Genomic DNA, 19,813 nt, shown 5'->3' on the forward strand with positions numbered 1-19,813 from the left:
CGGGCAAAACCCCGAGTGTCGCCAAAACGCAGCGTGGGCGAAACCCTTCGGGCTCTGCCCGCAACCGCCGATCAGGCCCTACTCCGGGTCCTCGATTACCCGCCCGCGATAGATGCGCCGCTTGTGCGCAGTCCGGTTTATTCCTTGTGCCCCTTCTCCCGGTTCCGCCTTCGCGGGTGATGGTGTTTGCAGATACCCCGTTCCCTCCAGCTGGCTGCGCAGGGTCAGCGCCGCCGCCTGGACCATGCTCGACTGCGAGCGTGCGGCGTAATCGAGCATGGCCTCCATGAAGTCCGGGTCGCTAACCGACAGCCGTGCTACCGCGGGGAATTCGGCGCGCAGGTTCCGCCGAAGTTCGGCGGCCAGGCTGAGGCTCTTGCGGTCGTGCATCGGGTCCCCCGGGTGGGCGTAGGCTTCTCCGTCTCCATGCAAGCGGGGTGCCACGGCGAGACCCCAACCATCCGTCGCCCCGGCGCACTCATGGTGGCAGCCCCTGCCCCGTGCGTGCGCGGAGGGTGTTCATCCCTGGTGCACGGGAGGCGCGGTGTGCACCGAAATCCTGCGCCACCATTGCGGGTTGGGCTTGCGTGCAGCCGACCGCCGGCCTATGTTGCGGGCCCATGGAGACACCCGCCGTTCCTGCCTCGATTCGCCGCCTCGCCGGCCGTGCCATCGCCGACTTCGACATGGTCCGCGAGGGCGACCGCATCCTGGTGGGCCTGTCCGGCGGCAAGGACTCGCTGACCCTGCTGTGGCTGCTGCACAACCTCGCGCGGCGGGCCCCGGTGCGCTTCGAGGTGGGGGCGGTTACCATCAATCCCGAGATCGAGGGCTTCGAGCCGCAGCGGCTGATGGACTACCTGGGCAGCTATGGGATCCCCTATCACTTCGTGTCCGAGCCGATCGCCGAGCTGGCCGACGCGCACATGGACAACGACTCGTTCTGCTCCTTCTGCTCGCGAATGAAGCGCGGCTTGATGTATCGCACGGCGCGCGAACACGGCTACAACGTGCTCGCGCTGGGCCAGCACCTCGACGACCTGGCCGAGAGCTTCATGATGAGCGCCTTCCATGGCGGCCAGCTGCGTACCATGAAGGCCCACTACGCGATCGACGCCGGGGACCTGCGGGTGATCCGCCCGCTGGTCTACGTGCGCGAGCGCCAGACCCGCGACTTTGCCGCGGCGGCGGGGCTGCCGGTGATCCTCGACAACTGCCCGGCCTGTTTTGCCATGCCGACCCAGCGCGAGCACATGAAGCAGCTGCTGGCGCAGGAGGAGGCGAGCCACCCGCGGCTGTTCCGCAACCTGCGCACTACCCTCAAGCCGTTAATGACCGAGGGCGGCATTCCCCCGCGAGGCCTGGCGCCTGCCGCCACCCATCAACCCGAAGCCTCTGGACATGGTTAGGCGTCGGCATCTGCGTGACCGCCTGATTGGCGGCGGCCTGCGTCTGCTCGCGCGGCTTCCGCTGCGTGTGAACCACGCCCTGGGCGGCGTGTTGGGTGCGCTGGTCTGGTACCTGCCTACCCGGGCGGCACGCATCACGCGCATCAACCTGGCGCTGTGTTTCCCGGAGAAGGACCCCACCTGGCGGCGGCGCGTGGGACGGCGCTCCCTGATGGCGATGGGTCGGGCCCTGACCGAATCCCCCCGGTTGTGGCACTCACGCCCGGAGGCCCTGGCACGCCTGGCGGCCCAACCGCCGGGCTACGCGCGTCTGTGTGAACGCAGCGAGGGCCGGGCCCTGTTCCTGTGCACCCCGCATCTCGGTTCCTGGGAGTTCGCCGGGCTGCACGCCGCGCGTCATGGGCCAATGGCGTCGCTCTACAGCCCGTTCAAGACCCCGGAGGTGGACCGCTGGGTACGCGAGGCGCGTGCCTCCACCGGGGCGAAACTCGCCCCGGCCGATCGTAGCGGCCTGCGCACCCTGCAGCAGGCCCGCGACCGGGGCGAGATCATTGGCATCCTGCCGGACCAGAGCCCCAAGGGCGCCTCCGGCGAGCACGCCTCGTTCTTCGGGCGCCCGGCCCTGACCATGACCCTGCTGCCACGCCTGCTGCGCGGCCGCGATGATCACGTGGTGTTGCTGTTCGCCGAGCGCCTGCCGAAGGGCCGGGGCTTTCGGTATCACGAGGTCGTGGCCGGCCCCGAGGTCGCGGACCGTGATTTCGCCCGCGCTGCCGCTGCGATCAACGCCCATGTGGAGACCCTGGTACGCCGCTGCCCCGAGCAGTACAACTGGGCCTACAAGCGCTTCCATCCGTCCCCCGAAGGCTGGCCGGACCCCTATCGCCGGGGAACCCCCAAGTAGCGTTCGCCTTCGCGGCGCTCTCGGGGGGCTCAGCCCGGTCGCGTCAGAGGATGTAGCGGGACAGGTCTTCGTCTTCCACCAGGTCGCCGAGGCGTTCGTCGACGAACGCGCGGTCCACGATCACGGCGCCTTCAACGTCCGGGGCGCGGTAAGCGACATCCTGTAGCAGGTGTTCCAGCACGGTATGCAGGCGGCGGGCGCCGATGTTCTCGGTGCGCGCGTTCACATCAAAGGCGATCTCGGCGAGGCGGCGCACGCCGTCTTCCTCGAAGCGCAGCTCCACGCCCTCGGTCTTCATCAGCGCGGTGTACTGCTCGGTCAGCGAGGCGGTGGGCTCGGTCAGGATGCGGACAAAGGCGTCCACCGACAGCGGGCTCAGTTCGACGCGAATCGGCAGCCGGCCCTGCAGTTCCGGCACCAGGTCGGACGGCTTGGACAGGTGGAAGGCGCCGGAGGCGATGAACAGGATGTGGTCGGTGCGCACCATGCCCAGCTTGGTGGAGACGGTGGTGCCCTCGATCAGCGGCAGCAGGTCGCGCTGCACGCCCTCGCGGGAGACCTCGCCACCGCCGGTCTTCTCGCTGCCCTTGGCGACCTTGTCGATCTCGTCGAGGAACACGATGCCGCTTTGTTCCACGCGCTCGATCGCCTTCAGCTTCAGCTCTTCTTCATTGACCAGGCGCGCGGCCTCTTCGTCGATCAGCAGCTTGCGTGCCTCGACGATCTTCAGCCGCCGCGAGCGGGTCTTCTGCCCGCCGATATTCTGAAACATCGACTGCAGCTGGCTGGCCATCTCTTCCATGCCCGGGGGCGTCATGATTTCCACGCCCTGCGGGTTCTGCGAGACCTCGATGTCGATCTCGCGGTCGTCCATGTCCCCCTCGCGCAGGCGCTTGCGCAGCTTCTGGCGGGTCTCGCTGTTGGCGTGGTCCGGCTCGGACTCGGTGAAGCCGGCGTTGCGCGGGCTTGGCAGCAGGGCGTCGAGGATGCGCTCCTCGGCGGCGTCCTCGGCCTTCAGGCGATTTTCCTTGATCGCCTCGTCGCGCAGCTGCTTCACCGCGGCCTCGGCCAGATCGCGGATGATCGACTCGACATCGCGTCCGACATAGCCCACTTCGGTGAACTTGGTCGCCTCGATCTTGATGAACGGGGCGTGGGCCAGCTTCGCCAGCCGGCGCGCGATCTCGGTCTTGCCGACGCCGGTCGGGCCGATCATCAGGATGTTCTTGGGCGTGACTTCCGGCTGCAGCTCCGGCGGCAGCTGGCGGCGGCGCCAGCGGTTGCGCAGGGCAACGGCGACGGCGCGCTTGGCGTCGTCCTGGCCGATGATGTAGCGGTCCAGTTCCTGGACGATCTCGCGGGGGGTCATGTCGGTCATGGCAAAAGGGCCTTGGTCAAATCGCTTGGCGCCGGGTCGCGTTATTCCGCGTCCAGGCTCTCCAGGGTGATGTTGTGATTGGTGTACACGCAGATGTCGGCGGCGATGTTGAGTGACTTCTCGACAATCTCGCGGGCCGGAAGGTCCGTGTTTTGCAGCAGGGCCTGGGCGGAGGCCTGGGCGTAGGGGCCACCGGAGCCGATCGCGATCAGGGCGTTTTCCGGCTCGATCACGTCGCCGTTGCCGGAAATCACGAACGAGTTCTCGCGATCGGAGACCGCCAGCAATGCCTCCAGTTTGCGCAGGGCGCGATCGGTGCGCCAGTCCTTGGCCAGCTCGACGGCGGCGCGGGTGAGGTTGCCGGAGTGCTTGTCCAGCATGCCCTCGAAGCGCTCGAACAGGGTGAAGGCATCGGCGGTGCCGCCGGCGAACCCGGCCAGGATGCGATCATGGTAGACGCGGCGCACCTTGCGCGCGTTGCCCTTCATCACGGTGTTGCCAAGGGATACCTGGCCGTCGCCCCCGAGGGTGACGGCGCCGTCCTTGCGGACGCATACGATGGTGGTGCCGCGAAACTGTTCCACGGATCTCTCCTGTTACGGCTGAGTGTCATGGGGCACGGTGTTGGGCTGCGGCGGCCCGGGATCGTTCACCCGGTGGGGGTAGGATCGCGGCCGGATTAGTCTTTCCGGCGGGCCCGCGGATGGGCGGCATCATACACCTGTGCCAGGTGCTGATAGTCGAGATGGGTATAGATCTGGGTGGTTTCAAGGTTTGCGTGGCCGAGAAGTTCCTGGATTGCCCGCAGATCGCCGCTGGACTCCAGCAGGTGACTGGCGAAGGCATGACGCAGACGGTGCGGGTGCAGGCGCACGTCCAGACCGGCGCGGCGGCCGGCCTCGGCGACCCGGCGTTGCACCGCGCGGTTGCCGAGGCGCTGGCCTCGTCGGCTGACGAACACGGCGCGCTCGTCCGCTGCGGCCCAGTCGCCCCGGCATTTCAGCCAGGTGTGCAGCGCATCGCGGGCCACCCGCCCCACCGGGATGCTGCGCTCGCGCCGACCCTTGCCGAGCACGCGTACCAGCCCGGAATCCAGGTCGAGATCGGTGAGATCCAGTCCGGTCAGTTCCGACAGGCGCAGCCCGGAGGAATACAGCAGCTCCAGCATCGCCTGGTCACGGGCGGCCAGGATTGGCTCCAGGCCCTCGGCCGGGGTCAGCGCCCGCTGGGTCTGGTCGACATCGAGATCGCGCGGCAGGGGGCGTCCGGCGCGCGGGCCGCGCATGCCGGCGGCCGGGTTGGCCGGCATGCGGCGCTGTTCGACCTGGTAGGCGAAGAAGCCGCGCACGGCGGACAGGAAGCGCTGTATGGAGCGCGGGTGGCGGCCCTGGCGGGCCAGCTGTCCGGCGATGCGACGCATGTCGGCCGCCTTGAGTGCGTCCCAGGGGCCGTTATGCAGCCCGCGCAGGCGGGCCAGGTCGCGCCGATAGGCCTGTACGGTATGCGGCGAATGGCCGCGAATATCGCTCAAATGGGCCAGAAAGGCCGCGATATCCGCATCCTGCTCGGGTGCGTCAGGCAGCGGCGTGGGCCCGCTCGACATGGCAGCGGATCGATTCGGCCAGCAGGTCGCCGATGTGGGTGACGAAGTAGGTACCCATGTCAGGCTCGAAGCGGTCCGCGGATTCGCTGGCCAGGCCGAGTACGCCGATATGGTCGGATTCGTTGCCCAGCGGCATCAGGATGGCCGAGCCGATCTCTTCGGCGTCGTCGAACAGCACGTCCAGCATCTCGGCCGGGACGCGACCGCACTGGGCCTTGCCGCGACTGAACAGCGGCTCGAACGTGGCCAGCTCGCTGCTATCGAGTGCATGCAGGTCGTCGACCTCGCGGTGAGCCAGCCGGATGCTGACGCGTTCTGAACCCAGTTCGTTGCGCAGGGCGTCCTGGGTCAGCGCCAGTACCGCGTCCAGGTTGTCCGCGCGCATCAGGGTCTTGGCCAGTTCGTGCAGGTGCTGGCCCATGCGCTCGTTGTCGCGGGCACGCTCGACCAGCTCGCCCATGTGTTGTTCCATCGCGCGGTGCTTCTCGCGCAGCAGGGCGACCTGGCGCTCGAGCAGGGACACCGCGCCACCGGTCGGGTGCGGCAGGCGCAGGATGTCCAGCACCGGCAGGTGGTCCTGGAAGAAGTCGGGATGCTCGCGCAGGTAGGCCTCGACGTCGGCCGCGCTGATCGCTTCCCTGTTGTCTTCCGGAGCCCGGGTCTTGGGGGTCTTGGTCTTTGCCGCAGACGCGTTGGAGGATTGCTGCCCAGTCATAGATCGATCCAGCCGTTGAATACCGTGGTGGCCGGCCCGGTCAGCCAAACCGGTGCCTCGGCCTGTCCGGCCCAGCTTAGCACAAGGGTCCCGCCCGGCAGGCTCACTTCGAGGTTGTCGTCGACCAGTCCGCGGCGGCGCAAGACGGCCATCGCGGCGGCCGCGCCGCTGCCACAGGCGAGCGTCTCGCCGACGCCGCGTTCGAACACCCGCAGGTCGAGATGCCCGCGGTCGCGCAGCGCGGCGAAGCCGACATTGACGCGGCGCGGGAAGCTTGCGTGGCGTTCGATGATCGGGCCGATCTCGTGGACCGGCGCGCCGGCCACGTCGTCGACCAGGATCACCGCGTGCGGATTGCCCATGGACACCGCGCCCAGGGTGATCGAGTGGCCCTGCACGTCGAGGGTGTAGGCATCGGCCTCGCTTTCGGCGATTAGCGGGATGCGTTCCGGTGCGAACACCGGCTGCCCCATGTTCACGCGCACCTGCTCGTCGTCCTCGACATGCAGCACGATGCGCCCGCCGAGGGTCTCGACCGGGATCTCGCGGGCCTCGGTCAGGCCCTGCTCGCGCACGAAGCGGGCGAAGCAGCGCGCGCCGTTGCCGCACTGCTCCACCTCGGAGCCGTCGGCATTGAAGATGCGATAGCGAAAGAGCGCCTGCGCCGGATCGCCCGGTGGCTCCACCAGCAGGATCTGGTCGCAGCCGATGCCGAAGTGGCGATCTGCCAGGTGGCGCAGCGTCGGCTCGTCGAGCCGGACCGCCTGGCGGATACCGTCGATTACGACGAAGTCGTTGCCCAGGCCGTGCATCTTGGTGAATTCCAGGCGCATCAGACGGTCTCCGGCAGGCGGCCGACAATGGTCATGTGGCGATCCGAGGTGACGGTCACCGTGAAGCCCTCGAGTCCGGCCGCTGCCAGTTGTTCACGCACCTCGTCAGGCGTAAAGGCGGCATGCAGGGAGTGCTCGAAGTCGTGGCGCAGCACCGGCGGCGCGTCGGCCGCGTACTCCGCGACCAGGGCCTGGACTGTCTCGGTCGCATCCGGCCGTCGCAGGTCCATGATGAACACCGCCGCGCCGGGCGCGCCGTCACGCACAATGGTTTGCCACAGAGCGGCCGGGTCATGCAGGTGATGCAGCAGGGAGTTGCTGATGATCGTGGCATATGGCGCGCGCGGTCCGCACGCCCCCGGCAGGCAGCCCTCGGCCAGATGCACGCGGTCCGCGGCCGGGTGCCCGGCCCTCAGCGCGTCGCCGGCCGCCAGCATTGCCGGGGCGCCGTCGAGGCCGTCGACCTCGCAGTCGGGGTAGCGCGTGGCGAAGCGCAGCGAGACATCGCCCGGGCCGCAGCCCAGATCCAGCACCGGCCCGGTCACAGGGCCCCGGAAGGCCTCGGCGAAGGCGTCGACGAAGGCCTCGTGCGGGGCGGCGAAATCGGCCTCGGCATAGGCACGGGCCTGCTGCGGCTCCAGCATCAGTTCAGGCTCCGGGCGCCGCGGGATCACGGCTCGACGCTCCCTGGCGGGTCCTCGTCCTCTGCGTCCCGGGGCAGCATGCTCTCGCGCATCATCAGGTGATCGACCTGCTCGCGGCGGTTGATGATCTGGAAGTGGTCGCCGTCGACCATTACCTCCGGCGGGCGCGGGCGCGAGTTGTAGTTGCCGGCCATCACATAGCCGTAGGCGCCGGCCGAACGTACCGCGAGCAGGTCGCCGGCGGCCAGGGCCAGTTCGCGTTCGCGGCCGAGAAAGTCGCCGGTCTCGCAGACCGGGCCGACGATGTCGTAGGTGCGGGTCTGGGTGTCGCTGCGCGGTACCACCGGGACGATCTCCTGCCAGGCGCCGTAAAGGGCCGGGCGCAGCAGGTCATTCATCGCGCCGTCGACGATCGCGAAGTCATGCGCCTCGGTGTGCTTCAGGTATTCCACCCGGGTCAGGAACACGCCGGCATTCGCGGCGATCGCGCGCCCCGGTTCCAGCAGGACCTTCAGCGGGCGATCGGCCAGGACCTCGCGCAGGGCGCTGGCCCAGGCATCCGGCTCCGGCGGGGTCTCGTCGCGGTAGCGCACGCCCAGCCCGCCGCCGACATCGATATGTTCCAGCTCGATGCCGTCTGCGGCCAGCTGGTCGACCAGGGCCAGCACGCGCTTGAGCGCGTCGGTGAACGGGTCGATGCGGGTCAGCTGCGAGCCAATGTGGAAGTCGACGCCGGTCGCCTCCAGGTGCTGGCTGTCGCGCACCCGGGCATACAGCGCCGGCGCCTCCTCGATCGCGACGCCGAACTTGTTCTCGCGCAGCCCGGTGGCGATATAGGGATGGGTCTCGGCGTCGACGTCCGGGTTCACCCGGATCGACACCGGGGCCTGCACGCCCATCTCCATCGCGACGGCCTCCAGCCGGTCCAGCTCCGGGGCGGACTCGACATTGAAACAGTGGATGCCGACCTCCAGCGCCCGGCGCATCTCGGCGGCGGTCTTGCCGACGCCGGAGAACACCACCTTCGCCGGATCGCCACCGGCGCGCAGCACGCGCTCCAGTTCGCCGCCGGAGACGATGTCGAAACCGGCGCCCATGCGCGCCAGCACGTTCAGTACGCCCAGCGCGGAGTTCGCCTTCACCGCAAAGCAGACCTGGTGCGGGGTGCCGATCAGGGCCTCGCTGAACGCGCGAAAGTGGCGCTCCAGCGTGGCGCGGGAATACACGTAGGCGGGTGTGCCGACCAGCTCGGCAAGGCGGTCCAGTGCCACGCCTTCGCAGAACAGGGTTCCGCGGTGGTAATCGAAGTAGTCCATTCAGCGACGCTCCTCGGTTTCGTCGTCATCGGGCAGGTAGAGATCGCCCTTCTGACCGCAGGCGGAGAGCATCTGCATCGTGCCGAGCACGACGATCACGGCAATCAGGAGCCACTGGGCCTTGCAGGAGAACATGGTTCGGGTCCGGGGTTCGTTGCATCAAGGGACGCTAGTGTGCCATTGATACGCCCCTGGCTTCAGGTGCTAGCGGTAGATGCTGCGGTATCTGCCCGACGAAATTCACCCGATCGTGAACGGCGATGATTCGTTCATCAATGATTCAGCCAGATTTGGGACGATGCATCTGCGAGACCAGCAAAAGACCATTGAAGCTGGTCAGGGGGCGGAGCCCGATCCGCAGGGAATAGAGACCTGCAGCTCGCCGTCCAAAGCAACAGGCGTCACCGCGGTTCGCCGCCAAGACGTCCCGGATAATCCGGATCTGACCCACAAGATGAGAGGAGATCATCCATGATTAGCACCAAGCGCCGTGTCTTCCTGAAGGGCACTCTCGCCGCCGGTACTGTCGGTGTCGCCGTCGGGGCCGGTCTGCTCGCCCCGAGCAAGCTGCTTGCCGCCTGGCCGTCCGAAGCCTTCGGTGCCGAAGGCCTGGCCAACGCCATGGAAGCCGTCACCGGCTCCAGCGACATCGCCGATGGCGACGTCACCCTGAGCGCCCCGGAAATCGCCGAAAATGGCGCCGTGGTCCCGGTGTCGGTCGAGTCCAGCCTGGACAACGTGACCGAAATGGCCGTGTTCGTCGAGCTGAACAACCTGCCGCTGGTCGCACATTACGTGCTGGGTGACGGCGCGCATGCGAACGTCTCCGGCCGTATCCGCATGGGCGAGTCCTCCAACGTGATCGCCGCTGTGAAGTCCGGCGACACCTGGTACAAGACGGTTCAAGAAGTGAAGGTCACGGTTGGTGGCTGCGGCGGCTAACGCCGACCCCGAACCGCTGATCCGAACACTACTGGAGGTTTAAGATATGTCTATTCGAGTTCGCGCCCAAGAAAGCAACGGCGTTATCAACATCCGTGCGCTGATGAGCCACGACATGCTCGTCCCCGACGACGACGGTGGCCCGCACTTCATCGAAACGGTTGAAGTGGCGCGCAATGGCAACACTGCCATCACCGCCAACTGGAACTACACCGTCTCCCGCAACCCGTTCCTGCAGGTTGAGATCGACGGCTCCGCCGGTGACACCGTGTCCATCTCCTGGACGGACAACAAGGGTGAATCCGATTCGACCGAGGTCGAAGTGCGGTAATAAAGAGGGTTCCCACTCTCTTTGAAGAAGCCGGGGCTGGTCCCCGGCTTTTTTGTGCCCGGTCATCGGGGTTTCTGCAGTGAGTGTCTCCCTGGCGTGGACTACACTCCAGACAGGTCCATGCCGAGCGAACCGCCATGTCCCCTGATGCCCCCGCGCCCCGTGACGCTGATCCGGCGCTGCGCCCGGCCCTGCTCCTCGAACCCCACCAGCCCCTGTGGCAACGCCTGCCCCGGCGCGACGCCGAAGGCCGCCGACTGGCGGACTTCATGATGCTGATCCCCGGGCTGCGCCAGCGCCCGCGCTACGAACTCCATGCCCGGGCGCGCGCCATCGAGCGGGTGCTAAACGGCTATGGGGACGATATCGCGTTCGTCGAGCTGAACCTGAAGCTGAACACCCTGTGGGTCTCGCTGACCGCGCGGCCAGGGCTTTGCACTGAAGTGCCGGGGGCGATCCAGGCGGTGGTGCCCGAGGCGTTACTGGTGGGGCCGAAGCTGACCTCCGGCGTGTAGTGGAGGGGGTGAAGCCGCAGTCCGCCTGGGAGGCGCTACTCCGCTGTTAATAGGCCCGTGTTTCCCTGTGTCATACCGGGCGACGGCAAGCCTTGCTACACTGGCCTTTTACCGTGCCCGAACCGGAATATGACTGAACGTACTGCATCTGTCCGCCGCGACACCCTGGAGACCCGGATCGCCGTCGAGCTGAACCTCGACGGCACCGGTCAGAGCCATCTCGAGACCGGCATCCCGTTCCTCGACCACATGCTGGACCAGGTGGCCCGTCACGGACTGGTGGATCTCGACGTACGCGCCGAGGGTGATCTGCATATCGATGCGCACCACACGGTGGAGGACGTCGGGATCACCCTGGGGCAGGCGCTGGCCAAGGCCCTGGGGGACAAGAAGGGCATCCGCCGCTATGGCCATGCCTATGTCCCGCTGGACGAGGCCCTGTCGCGCGTGGTCATCGATTTTTCCGGTCGCCCGGGGCTGGAGATGCACGCCGATTTCCGCCGTTCGCACATCGGCGAATTCGACGTCGACTTGTTTCACGAATTCTTTCAGGGCCTGGTCAACCACGGCTGGATGACCCTGCACATCGACTGCCTGCGCGGCGACAACGCGCACCATGTCGCCGAGACCATCTTCAAGGCCTTCGGGCGCGCCCTGCGCGTGGCGGCGGAGTTTGATCCGCGCTCTGCGGGGATCACGCCGTCCACCAAGGGCAGTCTGTAACGGACCAACGGACGAGACCCGGCCATGGAAACTGTTGCCGTCATCGATTACGGCATGGGGAATCTGCACTCGGTGGTGCGTGCGCTGGAGCACGAGGCCGCGGGCGACCAGCGTGTACTGCTGACCGACGACCCCGAGACCCTGCGCGAGGCCGACCGGTTGGTATTTCCCGGCCAGGGCGCGGCGGGTGACGCCATGCAGGCGCTGTCCGGCCGCGGGCTCGACCGGCTGCTGCCGGAGCTCGCGGCCGACCGGCCCTTTCTTGGCCTGTGCCTGGGCCAGCAGATTTTGATGGACGCCAGCGAGGAGAGCGGCGGGGTCGACCTGCTGGGCATCCTGCCGGGCCGGGTCGCACGCTTTCCCGAGATGCAGGGCGCGGACGGTCGGCGCCTGAAGATCCCGCACATGGGCTGGAACCGTGTGCTGCCGGCGCAGGAGCATCCGCTGTGGCATGGCCTGCCGGAGACCCCGTGGTTCTACTTTGTCCACAGTTATCGGGTGCAGCCCGAGCGCGAGGCCGATGTGGCCGGGCGCACCGATTATGGCGAGACCTTTGCCTCGGCACTGGCGCGGGGCTCGTTGTTCACCATGCAGTGCCATCCGGAGAAGAGCGCCGCCTGCGGGCTGCGCCTGCTGCATAACTTTCTGCGCTGGGACGGTGACGGTCCCGGGGCGTCGTGAGGAGCCGAAGATGCTGGTCATTCCCGCAATCGATCTGAAGGAAGGCAAGTGCGTTCGCCTGCGTCAGGGGAACATGGACGATTCCACCGTGTTCGGCGAGGACCCGGTGGAGATGGCGAAGCGCTGGGTGGACGCCGGGGCCGAACGCCTGCATATCGTCGATCTCGACGGTGCCTTTGCCGGTCAGCCGCGCAATGCCAAGGCGGTTCACGCGATCGCCAAGGCCTTCCCCGACCTGCCGATCCAGATCGGCGGCGGCGTGCGCGACGAGGACACGGTGCAGGCCTATCTGGATGCCGGGGTCGAATACGTGATCATCGGCACCCGCGCGGTCAGCGCGCCGCACTTCGTGAATGACCTGTGTCTGGAATTCCCCGGCCGTATCATCGTCGGGCTGGATGCCAAGGACGGCAAGCTGGCGGTGGATGGCTGGTCCAAGCTGTCGCATCACGACGTGGTCGACCTGGCCCAGCACTTCGAGGCCGACGGCGTGGTGGCCTTCGTCTACACCGACATCGCCCGCGACGGGATGATGAAGGGCCCCAACGTGGAGGCCACGGCGCGCCTGGCGAGCAACGTGCGCGTGCCGGTGATCGCCTCCGGCGGCATCAGCTCGCTGGACGACTTGCGCAACCTCGCCGCGCGCGAGGACGAGGGCATTACCGGCGCCATCGTCGGGCGGGCCTTGTACGAGGGCGCCTTTACCCTGGAGGAGGCCCGCAAGGCCCTCGCGAACTGAGATGCTCGCCAAGCGCATCATCCCCTGTCTGGATGTCGATGCCGGCCGCGTGGTCAAGGGCGTCAACTTCGTCGGTATCCGCGATGCCGGGGACCCGGTGGAGATCGCCCGGCGCTACAACACCCAGGGGGCGGACGAGATCACCTTCCTCGACATCACCGCCTCCAGTGACGATCGCGAGACCATCGTGCACGTGGTCGAGGCGGTCGCGCGCGAGGTCTTCATCCCGCTGACCGTGGGTGGTGGCGTGCGCGCGGTCGAAGACATCCGCCGCCTGCTGAACGCCGGGGCCGACAAGGTCTCCATCAACACCGCCGCGGTGCATCGGCCCGAGCTGGTGCGCGAGGCCGCCGACTGGGTCGGCAGCCAGTGCATTGTGGTCGCGATCGACGCCAAGCAGGTCAGCAGCGGGAATGAACCGCCGCGCTGGGAAGTCTTTACCCACGGTGGGCGCCGCGAGACCGGGCTGGACGTGGTTGAATGGGCCCAGCGCATGGAGTCTCTGGGTGCCGGCGAGATCCTGCTGACCAGCATGGACCGCGACGGCACCCGCATCGGCTTCGACCTGCCCCTGACCCGCGCGGTCAGCGACGCGGTCGGCGTGCCGGTCATCGCCTCCGGCGGGGTCGGCGAACTGCAGCATCTGGTGGAGGGGGTGACCGAGGGTCATGCCGATGCGGTGCTGGCCGCCAGTATCTTCCATTTCGGTCAGCACACGGTGGGCGAGGCCAAGGACGCGATGGCGGCGGCCGGTGTCCCTGTGCGGCCGAACGACGCCGGGGTGGCTGCGCAATGACCGATTCGACGCCCGCTCGCCCCGGTGGTGCCGAGGTGCTTTCCGCGCTGGCCGAGGTGATCGAGCAGCGCCGCCAGGCCGACCCGGAGCAGTCCTATGTAGCGAAGCTCCACGCCCGCGGCCTGGACGAGATGCTCAAGAAGCTGGGCGAGGAATCGGCGGAGACGCTGATTGCCGCCAAGAACGACGACACGGACGCCTTGGTGTCGGAAATGGCCGACCTGTGGTTTCATGCCCTGGTGGTGCTCGTGGCCCGTGGGCGGCACCCGGACGATGTCCTCGACGAACTGGCGCGGCGCTTCGGCCTGTCGGGCGTCGCCGAGAAGGCCTCACGAGAAACGAGTGGACGCCGCTCGGATCATTAGCGGCGTATTGTTGATTATGGGCCTGGCGCCGTTCAGGCTGGCCCCAAAGTTGTTTGACTGGAGACAGAGTTCATGGGTATTGGTGGTATCAGCATTTGGCAGCTCCTCATCGTCCTGCTCATCGTCGTGCTGCTGTTCGGCACGAAGAAGCTGCGCAACATGGGTGGGGATATCGGCTCGGCCATGAAAAATTTCCGCCAGGCGGTCAAGGATCCCGACGCCGAGAAGAAGGAAGGCGAGGAAGACGACGAGCAGCGCGAGGTCGAGAACCAGACGGACAGCGAAGGCCGGGTGGTCGACGCCGAGGTGAAGAAGAGCAGCGAAAAGGATTCCGACGCCTCGCAATCGGACAAGAAGTCCTGAGCCTCGCGCCCTGCGCGGCGGCCAGGCCCGAGCGGCGGTAGCCCATGTTCGACATTGGTTTCTGGGAAATCATCATCATCGTGCTGGTGGCGCTTCTGGTCGTGGGGCCGGAGCGTCTGCCCGGGCTTGCGCGCGAGATCGGGCGCTGGGTGGGCAAGACGCGGCGCTTCGTCCATAGCGTGCGCTCCGATTTCGAGCAGGAGCTGCAGACTGACGAACTGCGCAACATGTTGAAGAGCCAGGATCGCGAGATCCGTCAGCTCAAGGACATGATGGACGAGACCGAGACCAGTCTGCGCGAGGACATCGAGGATACCGAGCGGGACCTGCGCGAAGATATCGAGGGCAAGCCGAAGACCCGCAAGGATCTCTCCGACAAGGAGCAAAAGGCCCTGGCGGAGAACAAGGCCAAGCCCGCCGTACGCGACAAGCCGTCCATGCGGAGCCCGGATGCCGAGGTTCGCGACTCGGGCGAGGATGCGCCGGAGGCGGCCGACGACGCGGATGCGTCCGAGGTTCGGCGTGTGCCCACCCAGGGCGATCTGGATGGCAACTTGATGACCGACGACCCGGCGCTGGCCGCCGAGCAAAAGGCGCGCGCCGCCGAAGGCCCGCGTCCGGAGCGGAAGAAACCGGCGGTGCGCGAACGGCGCACCCCGGACCCCGCCGAGTCGCGAGGGGGCGAGGCCTCTGATCCCGAAGCGGATACCACCCACGACGACCCGACCCCTGACAAGCACTCATGAGCAAGACCAAACCGGGGGTCGAGCCGAGTCCGGAAGCGACCGAGACCCTGCTCACGCACCTGATCGAGCTGCGCGACCGCATCCTCAGGATGTTCATCGCCATCCTGGTGATGTTCCTGATCCTGTTCCCGTTCGCCAACCCGATCTACACTTGGCTGGCCGGCCCGCTGATGCAGCACCTGCCGGAAGGCACCAGCATGATCGCGATCGACGTGGCCGCGCCGTTCCTGATCCCGTTCAAGCTGACCCTGCTGCTGGCGGTGGTGCTCAGCATCCCCTACCTGCTGTATCAGATCTGGTCCTTCGTGGCGCCGGGGCTCTATTCCCATGAAAAGAGCATGGCGCTGCCGCTGGTGGCTTCGTCGACCGCGCTGTTCTATCTGGGCATGGCGTTCGCCTACTTCGTGGTCTTCCCGCTGATCTTCGCGTTCTTCACGGCCACGGCGCCCGAGGGCGTGGCCGTGATGACCGATATCTCGCGTTATCTATCGTTCGTGATCATGCTGTTTATCGCCTTCGGCATCGCCTTCGAGGTGCCGGTGGCAACGATTCTGCTGGTCTCCATGGGCGCCACGACCCCGGCCAAGCTCTCGCAGAAGCGCCCCTACGTGATCGTCGGGGTGTTCCTGGTCGGCATGGTGCTGACCCCGCCAGACATCATCTCGCAGACGCTGCTGGCCCTGCCGATGTGGCTGTTGTTCGAGATCGGCCTGATCCTGTCGCGCATCATGGAGCGCAAGAAGGCCCAACGCCGCGCGACTGCGGGTGGTGACGATGCGGCCGACGCCGATGACGGTCCGGACGACGATGGACCGGGTGGCGGCGGTGGTACGCCGCGCGGTGGCCCTGGCGGTTCGGGCAAGACGTCCGGCACCACGCGGGCCACTTCGTCCACGGCGGCCGCCTCCACCAGTGGGGGCGCCAGCGCCGCCGCGCGCACCGGATACACGCCGCTGACCGACGACGAGATGGACGCCGAGCTCGACCGCATCGAGGACGAGCAGGCCGATCTGCGCCGCCAGCGCGAGGCGCGTCAGTCCGGGAGCGTGCCCGCCACCGACGCCCCCGCCGATCCGGCGGCCGAGGGCCAGGGTGGCGAGGACCAAGCTGACGGCGGCCAGCCCGAAGAAGGTTTGCGCGACGCGGACGCATCGCAGGAGGATGGCAATACGGGGCGCGATCGCTGAGTCACTCGCAGACGGCCGTATTTGTGCAGGCCTGCGCCCCGCCAAGCATCGGAAGTTGCTAAAATACCCGGGTAACCCATTGACCCAGGTAATGATCCCGCGATGGCACACCCGCGTCCCACCCCCCGCCGCCCTGTCCTGCTGATCATCATGGACGGGGTGGGCGTGAACCCGTCCAAGCTGAACAATGCCTACGCCGAGGCCGACACCCCGCGTCTCGACGAGTACCTCTCCACGCATACCCACACGACGCTGGACGCCTGTGGTCGTGCCGTCGGGCTGCCGGATGGGCAGATGGGCAACTCCGAGGTCGGGCATCTGACCCTGGGTGCGGGCACCGTGATCAATCAGGACCTGGTGCGCATCGACGACTCCATCACCGATGGCAGTTTCTACGAGAACGACGCCCTGGTCAGCGCCGCGCGCGCCGCGGCCGCGAAGGACCAGCCGCTGCACCTGATCGGCCTGGTGTCCGATGGGGGTGTGCACTCGCATATCCGCCACCTGCGCGCCCTGGTGGAGATCTGCCAGCGCGAGGGTGCGCGCCCGATGGTGCACATGATCACCGACGGCCGCGATACCGCGCCGCGCTCCGCGCTCCACTACCTGGATCCGCTGGAGGAAGAGCTGGCGAACGCCGGCGGCGCCATCGCCACCGTGTGCGGGCGCTACTATGCGATGGACCGCGACAAGCGCTGGAAGCGCACGGAAAAGGCCTTCCGCGCGATGGCCTACGCCGAGGGCGAGGCCGCCGGCTCCGCCCGCGAGGCGATCGAGGCGGCCTATGCCGCGGGCGAGGATGACGAATTTATCAACCCGCGCATCATCAACGGCGGCGAGCCGCTGGGACAGGATGCGGTCTGCGTGCTGTTTAACTTCCGTAACGACCGCCCGCGTCAGCTGACCGCGGCCCTGGGCATGGACGACTTCGACGGCTTCGACCGCGGGGACTTCCACTCGGTCTCCGAGACCTGCCTGACCGAGTACGACCCGCGCTTCCTGTCACCGATCGCGTTCCCGCCGGAGCGCCCGTCGACGACCCTGGGCAGCACCATCGCCTCCGCCGGCATCCCGCAGTTCCACTGCGCGGAGACCGAGAAGTACGCCCACGTGACCTTCTTCTTCAACGGTGGCAAGGAAGAGCCCTACGCCGGCGAGCAGCGCGTGATGGTCCCCTCGCCGTCGGTGGACACCTACGACGAGCAGCCGGAGATGAGCGCAGTCGAGGTCGCCGACCAGACCATCCAGGCGATGGAAAGCGGCCGCTACGGCTTCATTCTGGTCAACTTCGCCAATGGCGACATGGTCGGCCATACGGCCAAGCGCGAGGCCCTGATCGAGGCCGTCCAGGTCCTGGACCGCGAGGTCGGGCGCGTGCTGGACGCGTCGAAGAAGCTCGACTATTCGGCCATCGTCACCGCCGACCACGGCAACTGCGATGAGTACGTGGACCCGGTGACCGGCGCCCCCCACACCCAGCACACCATCTATCCCGTGATGTGCATGATCACCGACTCGCAGCGCTGGCGTCTGCGCACCGGCGGCGGCCTGGCCGACGTGGCCCCAACCGTGCTGGAGCTGATGGGCGTGCCCAAGCCCTCCGCAATGGGTGGGCAAAGCCTGCTGTTCGAGGAAGTACCCGCCTCGGCCTGAGCGCGAGATCGCCATGCATACGCACTACAGTGACATACCGGCCTACGACACCAAGGACGGCTCCGAGATCCGCGAGTTGATGCACCCCGATGTGCATGGCAATGCGGCTCAGAGCCTGGCCGAGGCCGTGGTCGAGCCGGGCGCCATCACGCGCCTGCATCGCCATGCCCGCACCGAGGAGATCTATCACGTGACCCGCGGGCAGGGCGAGATGCGCCTGGGCGAGGAAACCTTCCCGGTGGCCGTGGGTGACACCGTCTGTATCCATCCCGGCACGCGGCACAACATCCTCAATACAGGCACCGAGCCGCTGCACATCCTCTGCAGCTGCTCCCCGGCCTACTCGCACGACGATACCGAACTGCTGTAGCGCCGAGCGCCATACGCCGCCACCCCGCGTGATGCCGCGGCGCTGCGGCGCCATTCGGGTGGAGCGCTAGACCCCGTATTCAGCGCGGTAGGTCCGCAGGGCCTCCAGGTGTTCGGGGGCGCGCCCGGTATCCTCCAGCATGGTCACGAGATCGGTCAGTCCGGCGACGCGGATGACCTGCAGGCCCAGGTCGGCCTCGACCTCCTGGATCGCCGAGCGCTCACCACGGCCGCGTTCCTCGCGGTCCAGGGCGATCGCCACGCCCACCGGGGTTGCCCCGGCCGCACGGATCAGGTCCACCGATTCGCGGATGGCGGTGCCGGCGGTGATCACATCGTCCACGATCAGCACCCGGCCCTGCAGCGGCGCGCCGACGATGTTGCCGCCCTCGCCGTGGTCCTTCACTTCCTTGCGGTTGAAGGCCCAGGGGCGGTCCATGCCGTGGTCGCGGAACAGGGCCTCGGTGACCGCCGCCGCCAGCGGGATGCCCTTGTAGGCCGGACCGAACACCAGGTCGAACTCGATGCCCGAGTCCACGATCGCGCGGGCGTAGAACTCGCCCAGGCGGGCCAGGTCGGAGCCGCGGTTGAACAGGCCCGCGTTGAAGAAGTACGGACTGGTTCGCCCGGACTTCAGCGTGAACTCGCCAAAGCGCAGGACATCGCGTTGCAGGGCGTATTCCAGGAAGGCGTGGGCGGTCATCGGGGTGCTCCGGTCGTAAAACGCCGTATTCTGACACAGGGGCACGCGGATTCCGCAGGCAGGCCCTTTCCCGGGCGGGCGCGCGCCGGTATCGTTCCCCGCCATGCGCATACTCTCGATGAACGCCAATGGCATCCGTGCCGCCGCCCGCAAGGGTTTCTTCGACTGGCTCCCGGGGACCGAGGCGGACGTGGTCTGCATCCAGGAGACCAAGGCCCAGATCCACCAGATCCAGGGTGAGCCCTACCATCCACCCGGCTTCCACAGCGTCTACGTCGATGCTGTGAAGCCCGGCTACAGTGGCGTGGCCCTGTACAGCCGGCGTCAGCCGGACGAGGTGATCACCCGCATCGGCTTCGAGGAGGCCGACAACGAGGGCCGCTATGCCGAGATGCGTTTCGGCAACCTTTCGGTGGTCTCGCTGTACCTGCCGTCGGGTTCCTCCGGCGACCATCGCCAGGATTCCAAATGGCGCTTCCTGGAGTTCTTCCGGCCCTGGCTGACCGAGCGCATGCAGGACGGACGCGAATGGGTGATCTGCGGCGACTGGAACATCGCCCACCGCGAGATCGACCTGACCAACTACAAGTCCAACCGCAAGAATTCCGGCTTCCTGCCGGAAGAGCGGGCCTGGCTGGACCACCTGTTCGACGAGATCGGCATGGTGGACGTGTTTCGCCGGCTGGACGAACGTCCCGAGCAGTACACCTGGTGGTCCAACCGCGGCCAGGCCTGGGCGAAGAACGTGGGCTGGCGGATCGACTACCAGATCGCCACCCCGGGCATCGCGGCCACCGCGCATCACCACCCGTACATCCATACCGACGACCGTTTCTCCGACCACGCGCCGTTCTGGATCGACTATGACTACCAGCCCTGATCGGGGCATATCCCTCGC

The 19,813-nt window shown here is 67.4% G+C and carries 27 protein-coding genes; 17 read left to right on the forward strand and 10 right to left on the reverse strand.

Annotation, left to right across the window (positions count from 1 at the left end; genetic code table 11):
• Nucleotides 1–78: 78 nt before the first annotated feature.
• A complete protein-coding gene (locus D578_RS0101865; RefSeq protein ID WP_018948315.1) occupies nucleotides 79–390 on the reverse strand; it encodes a hypothetical protein in 312 nt (103 codons plus the stop codon).
• A 230-nt stretch (nucleotides 391–620) separates the two neighbouring features.
• Here D578_RS0101865 and D578_RS0101870 point away from each other — a divergent pair, with 230 nt between their 5' ends.
• Nucleotides 621–1,409: a tRNA 2-thiocytidine(32) synthetase TtcA gene (locus D578_RS0101870; protein WP_018948316.1), complete on the forward strand. Its 789-nt coding sequence runs from the start codon at nucleotides 621–623 to the stop codon at nucleotides 1,407–1,409.
• Nucleotides 1,402–2,313: a lysophospholipid acyltransferase family protein gene (locus D578_RS0101875; protein ID WP_018948317.1), complete on the forward strand. Its 912-nt coding sequence runs from the start codon at nucleotides 1,402–1,404 to the stop codon at nucleotides 2,311–2,313. Before D578_RS0101870 ends, D578_RS0101875 begins: the two co-directional genes overlap by 8 nt.
• A gap of 43 nt (nucleotides 2,314–2,356) precedes the next feature.
• Here the strand turns inward: D578_RS0101875 and hslU are convergent, their stop codons facing one another.
• From hslU to D578_RS15175, 8 genes are all read right to left on the reverse strand, one after another.
• On the reverse strand, nucleotides 2,357–3,691 hold the full coding sequence (hslU, locus tag D578_RS0101880; protein WP_018948318.1) for an ATP-dependent protease ATPase subunit HslU: 1,335 nt from the start codon (nucleotides 3,689–3,691) through the stop codon (nucleotides 2,357–2,359).
• Between the two features lie 41 nt (nucleotides 3,692–3,732).
• Nucleotides 3,733–4,275, reverse strand: a complete 543-nt coding sequence (hslV, locus tag D578_RS0101885) for an ATP-dependent protease subunit HslV (RefSeq protein ID WP_018948319.1) — start codon at nucleotides 4,273–4,275, stop codon at nucleotides 3,733–3,735.
• A 95-nt stretch (nucleotides 4,276–4,370) separates the two neighbouring features.
• Nucleotides 4,371–5,294 (reverse strand): tyrosine recombinase XerC, encoded by a 924-nt coding sequence (xerC, locus tag D578_RS0101890; protein ID WP_018948320.1) that lies wholly within the window; start codon nucleotides 5,292–5,294, stop codon nucleotides 4,371–4,373.
• A complete protein-coding gene (locus tag D578_RS0101895; protein WP_018948321.1) occupies nucleotides 5,266–6,009 on the reverse strand; it encodes a DUF484 family protein in 744 nt (247 codons plus the stop codon). The genes xerC and D578_RS0101895 overlap by 29 nt, the downstream gene beginning before the upstream one ends.
• A complete protein-coding gene (gene dapF / locus D578_RS0101900) occupies nucleotides 6,006–6,842 on the reverse strand; it encodes a diaminopimelate epimerase (RefSeq protein ID WP_018948322.1) in 837 nt (278 codons plus the stop codon). The genes D578_RS0101895 and dapF overlap by 4 nt, the downstream gene beginning before the upstream one ends.
• Nucleotides 6,842–7,516 (reverse strand): trans-aconitate 2-methyltransferase, encoded by a 675-nt coding sequence (locus D578_RS0101905; protein ID WP_018948323.1) that lies wholly within the window; start codon nucleotides 7,514–7,516, stop codon nucleotides 6,842–6,844. Before D578_RS0101905 ends, dapF begins: the two co-directional genes overlap by 1 nt.
• Complete coding sequence (gene lysA, locus D578_RS0101910) at nucleotides 7,513–8,802, reverse strand: diaminopimelate decarboxylase (protein ID WP_018948324.1); 1,290 nt, start codon at nucleotides 8,800–8,802, stop codon at nucleotides 7,513–7,515. Before lysA ends, D578_RS0101905 begins: the two co-directional genes overlap by 4 nt.
• On the reverse strand, nucleotides 8,803–8,937 hold the full coding sequence (locus D578_RS15175) for a lipoprotein (RefSeq protein WP_018144932.1): 135 nt from the start codon (nucleotides 8,935–8,937) through the stop codon (nucleotides 8,803–8,805).
• Between the two features lie 79 nt (nucleotides 8,938–9,016).
• Between D578_RS15175 and D578_RS16015 the strand changes: the two genes are divergently transcribed.
• The 14 genes from D578_RS16015 (at nucleotide 9,017) to D578_RS0101980 (ending at nucleotide 18,213) form a co-directional block, all read left to right on the forward strand.
• Entirely contained in the window at nucleotides 9,017–9,277 is a 261-nt protein-coding gene (locus tag D578_RS16015; RefSeq protein WP_196800650.1) for a hypothetical protein, read from the forward strand.
• Nucleotides 9,274–9,744: a thiosulfate oxidation carrier protein SoxY gene (soxY, locus tag D578_RS0101920; protein ID WP_018948325.1), complete on the forward strand. Its 471-nt coding sequence runs from the start codon at nucleotides 9,274–9,276 to the stop codon at nucleotides 9,742–9,744. Before D578_RS16015 ends, soxY begins: the two co-directional genes overlap by 4 nt.
• Before the next feature lie 46 nt (nucleotides 9,745–9,790).
• Nucleotides 9,791–10,075, forward strand: coding sequence for a thiosulfate oxidation carrier complex protein SoxZ (soxZ, locus tag D578_RS0101925; protein ID WP_018948326.1), 285 nt, complete (start codon nucleotides 9,791–9,793; stop codon nucleotides 10,073–10,075).
• Nucleotides 10,076–10,212: 137 nt separating this feature from the next.
• Nucleotides 10,213–10,590, forward strand: a complete 378-nt coding sequence (locus D578_RS0101930) for a hypothetical protein (RefSeq protein ID WP_018948327.1) — start codon at nucleotides 10,213–10,215, stop codon at nucleotides 10,588–10,590.
• Between the two features lie 129 nt (nucleotides 10,591–10,719).
• Nucleotides 10,720–11,313 carry an imidazoleglycerol-phosphate dehydratase HisB gene (gene hisB / locus D578_RS0101935; protein WP_018948328.1) on the forward strand — a complete coding sequence of 198 codons (594 nt, stop codon included), beginning with the start codon at nucleotides 10,720–10,722 and terminating at the stop codon, nucleotides 11,311–11,313.
• 24 nt (nucleotides 11,314–11,337) lie between these two features.
• On the forward strand, nucleotides 11,338–11,994 hold the full coding sequence (gene hisH / locus D578_RS0101940) for an imidazole glycerol phosphate synthase subunit HisH (protein WP_018948329.1): 657 nt from the start codon (nucleotides 11,338–11,340) through the stop codon (nucleotides 11,992–11,994).
• Between the two features lie 10 nt (nucleotides 11,995–12,004).
• Complete coding sequence (gene hisA / locus D578_RS0101945; RefSeq protein WP_018948330.1) at nucleotides 12,005–12,733, forward strand: 1-(5-phosphoribosyl)-5-[(5-phosphoribosylamino)methylideneamino]imidazole-4-carboxamide isomerase; 729 nt, start codon at nucleotides 12,005–12,007, stop codon at nucleotides 12,731–12,733.
• A 1-nt stretch (nucleotide 12,734) separates the two neighbouring features.
• A complete protein-coding gene (gene hisF / locus D578_RS0101950) occupies nucleotides 12,735–13,529 on the forward strand; it encodes an imidazole glycerol phosphate synthase subunit HisF (protein WP_018948331.1) in 795 nt (264 codons plus the stop codon).
• Nucleotides 13,526–13,894 carry a phosphoribosyl-ATP diphosphatase gene (locus tag D578_RS0101955; RefSeq protein WP_018948332.1) on the forward strand — a complete coding sequence of 123 codons (369 nt, stop codon included), beginning with the start codon at nucleotides 13,526–13,528 and terminating at the stop codon, nucleotides 13,892–13,894. The genes hisF and D578_RS0101955 overlap by 4 nt, the downstream gene beginning before the upstream one ends.
• A 72-nt stretch (nucleotides 13,895–13,966) precedes the next feature.
• Nucleotides 13,967–14,257, forward strand: coding sequence for a twin-arginine translocase TatA/TatE family subunit (gene tatA / locus D578_RS0101960; RefSeq protein WP_018948333.1), 291 nt, complete (start codon nucleotides 13,967–13,969; stop codon nucleotides 14,255–14,257).
• Between the two features lie 44 nt (nucleotides 14,258–14,301).
• A complete protein-coding gene (gene tatB / locus D578_RS0101965) occupies nucleotides 14,302–15,003 on the forward strand; it encodes a Sec-independent protein translocase protein TatB (protein ID WP_018948334.1) in 702 nt (233 codons plus the stop codon).
• Nucleotides 15,000–16,190 carry a twin-arginine translocase subunit TatC gene (gene tatC / locus D578_RS0101970; protein WP_018948335.1) on the forward strand — a complete coding sequence of 397 codons (1,191 nt, stop codon included), beginning with the start codon at nucleotides 15,000–15,002 and terminating at the stop codon, nucleotides 16,188–16,190. The genes tatB and tatC overlap by 4 nt, the downstream gene beginning before the upstream one ends.
• Before the next feature lie 102 nt (nucleotides 16,191–16,292).
• Nucleotides 16,293–17,843: a 2,3-bisphosphoglycerate-independent phosphoglycerate mutase gene (gene gpmI, locus D578_RS0101975; RefSeq protein ID WP_018948336.1), complete on the forward strand. Its 1,551-nt coding sequence runs from the start codon at nucleotides 16,293–16,295 to the stop codon at nucleotides 17,841–17,843.
• A 13-nt stretch (nucleotides 17,844–17,856) separates the two neighbouring features.
• The gene (locus D578_RS0101980) at nucleotides 17,857–18,213 is read left to right on the forward strand and encodes a cupin domain-containing protein (protein ID WP_018948337.1); all 357 of its coding nucleotides are present in this window, start codon (nucleotides 17,857–17,859) and stop codon (nucleotides 18,211–18,213) included.
• 66 nt (nucleotides 18,214–18,279) lie between these two features.
• Here the strand turns inward: D578_RS0101980 and pyrE are convergent, their stop codons facing one another.
• Nucleotides 18,280–18,915 carry an orotate phosphoribosyltransferase gene (gene pyrE, locus D578_RS0101985; protein ID WP_018948338.1) on the reverse strand — a complete coding sequence of 212 codons (636 nt, stop codon included), beginning with the start codon at nucleotides 18,913–18,915 and terminating at the stop codon, nucleotides 18,280–18,282.
• Between the two features lie 103 nt (nucleotides 18,916–19,018).
• On the opposite strand from pyrE, the gene D578_RS0101990 reads away from it, so the two are divergent.
• On the forward strand, nucleotides 19,019–19,795 hold the full coding sequence (locus D578_RS0101990) for an exodeoxyribonuclease III (RefSeq protein WP_255349546.1): 777 nt from the start codon (nucleotides 19,019–19,021) through the stop codon (nucleotides 19,793–19,795).
• The last annotated feature ends 18 nt before the right edge of the window (nucleotides 19,796–19,813 follow it).

The sequence above is a fragment of the Thioalkalivibrio sp. ALMg11 genome, assembly GCF_000377905.1.
In the GTDB taxonomy this organism is placed as follows: Bacteria; Pseudomonadota; Gammaproteobacteria; order Ectothiorhodospirales; family Ectothiorhodospiraceae; genus Thioalkalivibrio.

What these genes read in the sequence shown, in the direction of transcription:
- D578_RS0101865 (WP_018948315.1), bottom strand. Translation starts at nt 390, where the DNA reads ATGCACGACCGCAAGAGCCTCAGCCTGGCCGCCGAACTTCGGCGGAAC.
- D578_RS0101870 (WP_018948316.1), top strand. Translation starts at nt 621, where the DNA reads ATGGAGACACCCGCCGTTCCTGCCTCGATTCGCCGCCTCGCCGGCCGT.
- D578_RS0101875 (WP_018948317.1), top strand. Translation starts at nt 1,402, where the DNA reads ATGGTTAGGCGTCGGCATCTGCGTGACCGCCTGATTGGCGGCGGCCTG.
- hslU (WP_018948318.1), bottom strand. Translation starts at nt 3,691, where the DNA reads ATGACCGACATGACCCCCCGCGAGATCGTCCAGGAACTGGACCGCTAC.
- xerC (WP_018948320.1), bottom strand. Translation starts at nt 5,294, where the DNA reads ATGTCGAGCGGGCCCACGCCGCTGCCTGACGCACCCGAGCAGGATGCG.
- D578_RS0101895 (WP_018948321.1), bottom strand. Translation starts at nt 6,009, where the DNA reads ATGACTGGGCAGCAATCCTCCAACGCGTCTGCGGCAAAGACCAAGACC.
- dapF (WP_018948322.1), bottom strand. Translation starts at nt 6,842, where the DNA reads ATGCGCCTGGAATTCACCAAGATGCACGGCCTGGGCAACGACTTCGTC.
- lysA (WP_018948324.1), bottom strand. Translation starts at nt 8,802, where the DNA reads ATGGACTACTTCGATTACCACCGCGGAACCCTGTTCTGCGAAGGCGTG.
- D578_RS15175 (WP_018144932.1), bottom strand. Translation starts at nt 8,937, where the DNA reads ATGTTCTCCTGCAAGGCCCAGTGGCTCCTGATTGCCGTGATCGTCGTG.
- D578_RS16015 (WP_196800650.1), top strand. Translation starts at nt 9,017, where the DNA reads ATGCTGCGGTATCTGCCCGACGAAATTCACCCGATCGTGAACGGCGAT.
- soxY (WP_018948325.1), top strand. Translation starts at nt 9,274, where the DNA reads ATGATTAGCACCAAGCGCCGTGTCTTCCTGAAGGGCACTCTCGCCGCC.
- soxZ (WP_018948326.1), top strand. Translation starts at nt 9,791, where the DNA reads ATGTCTATTCGAGTTCGCGCCCAAGAAAGCAACGGCGTTATCAACATC.
- D578_RS0101930 (WP_018948327.1), top strand. Translation starts at nt 10,213, where the DNA reads ATGTCCCCTGATGCCCCCGCGCCCCGTGACGCTGATCCGGCGCTGCGC.
- hisB (WP_018948328.1), top strand. Translation starts at nt 10,720, where the DNA reads ATGACTGAACGTACTGCATCTGTCCGCCGCGACACCCTGGAGACCCGG.
- hisH (WP_018948329.1), top strand. Translation starts at nt 11,338, where the DNA reads ATGGAAACTGTTGCCGTCATCGATTACGGCATGGGGAATCTGCACTCG.
- hisA (WP_018948330.1), top strand. Translation starts at nt 12,005, where the DNA reads ATGCTGGTCATTCCCGCAATCGATCTGAAGGAAGGCAAGTGCGTTCGC.
- hisF (WP_018948331.1), top strand. Translation starts at nt 12,735, where the DNA reads ATGCTCGCCAAGCGCATCATCCCCTGTCTGGATGTCGATGCCGGCCGC.
- D578_RS0101955 (WP_018948332.1), top strand. Translation starts at nt 13,526, where the DNA reads ATGACCGATTCGACGCCCGCTCGCCCCGGTGGTGCCGAGGTGCTTTCC.
- tatA (WP_018948333.1), top strand. Translation starts at nt 13,967, where the DNA reads ATGGGTATTGGTGGTATCAGCATTTGGCAGCTCCTCATCGTCCTGCTC.
- tatB (WP_018948334.1), top strand. Translation starts at nt 14,302, where the DNA reads ATGTTCGACATTGGTTTCTGGGAAATCATCATCATCGTGCTGGTGGCG.
- tatC (WP_018948335.1), top strand. Translation starts at nt 15,000, where the DNA reads ATGAGCAAGACCAAACCGGGGGTCGAGCCGAGTCCGGAAGCGACCGAG.
- gpmI (WP_018948336.1), top strand. Translation starts at nt 16,293, where the DNA reads ATGGCACACCCGCGTCCCACCCCCCGCCGCCCTGTCCTGCTGATCATC.
- D578_RS0101980 (WP_018948337.1), top strand. Translation starts at nt 17,857, where the DNA reads ATGCATACGCACTACAGTGACATACCGGCCTACGACACCAAGGACGGC.
- pyrE (WP_018948338.1), bottom strand. Translation starts at nt 18,915, where the DNA reads ATGACCGCCCACGCCTTCCTGGAATACGCCCTGCAACGCGATGTCCTG.
- D578_RS0101990 (WP_255349546.1), top strand. Translation starts at nt 19,019, where the DNA reads ATGCGCATACTCTCGATGAACGCCAATGGCATCCGTGCCGCCGCCCGC.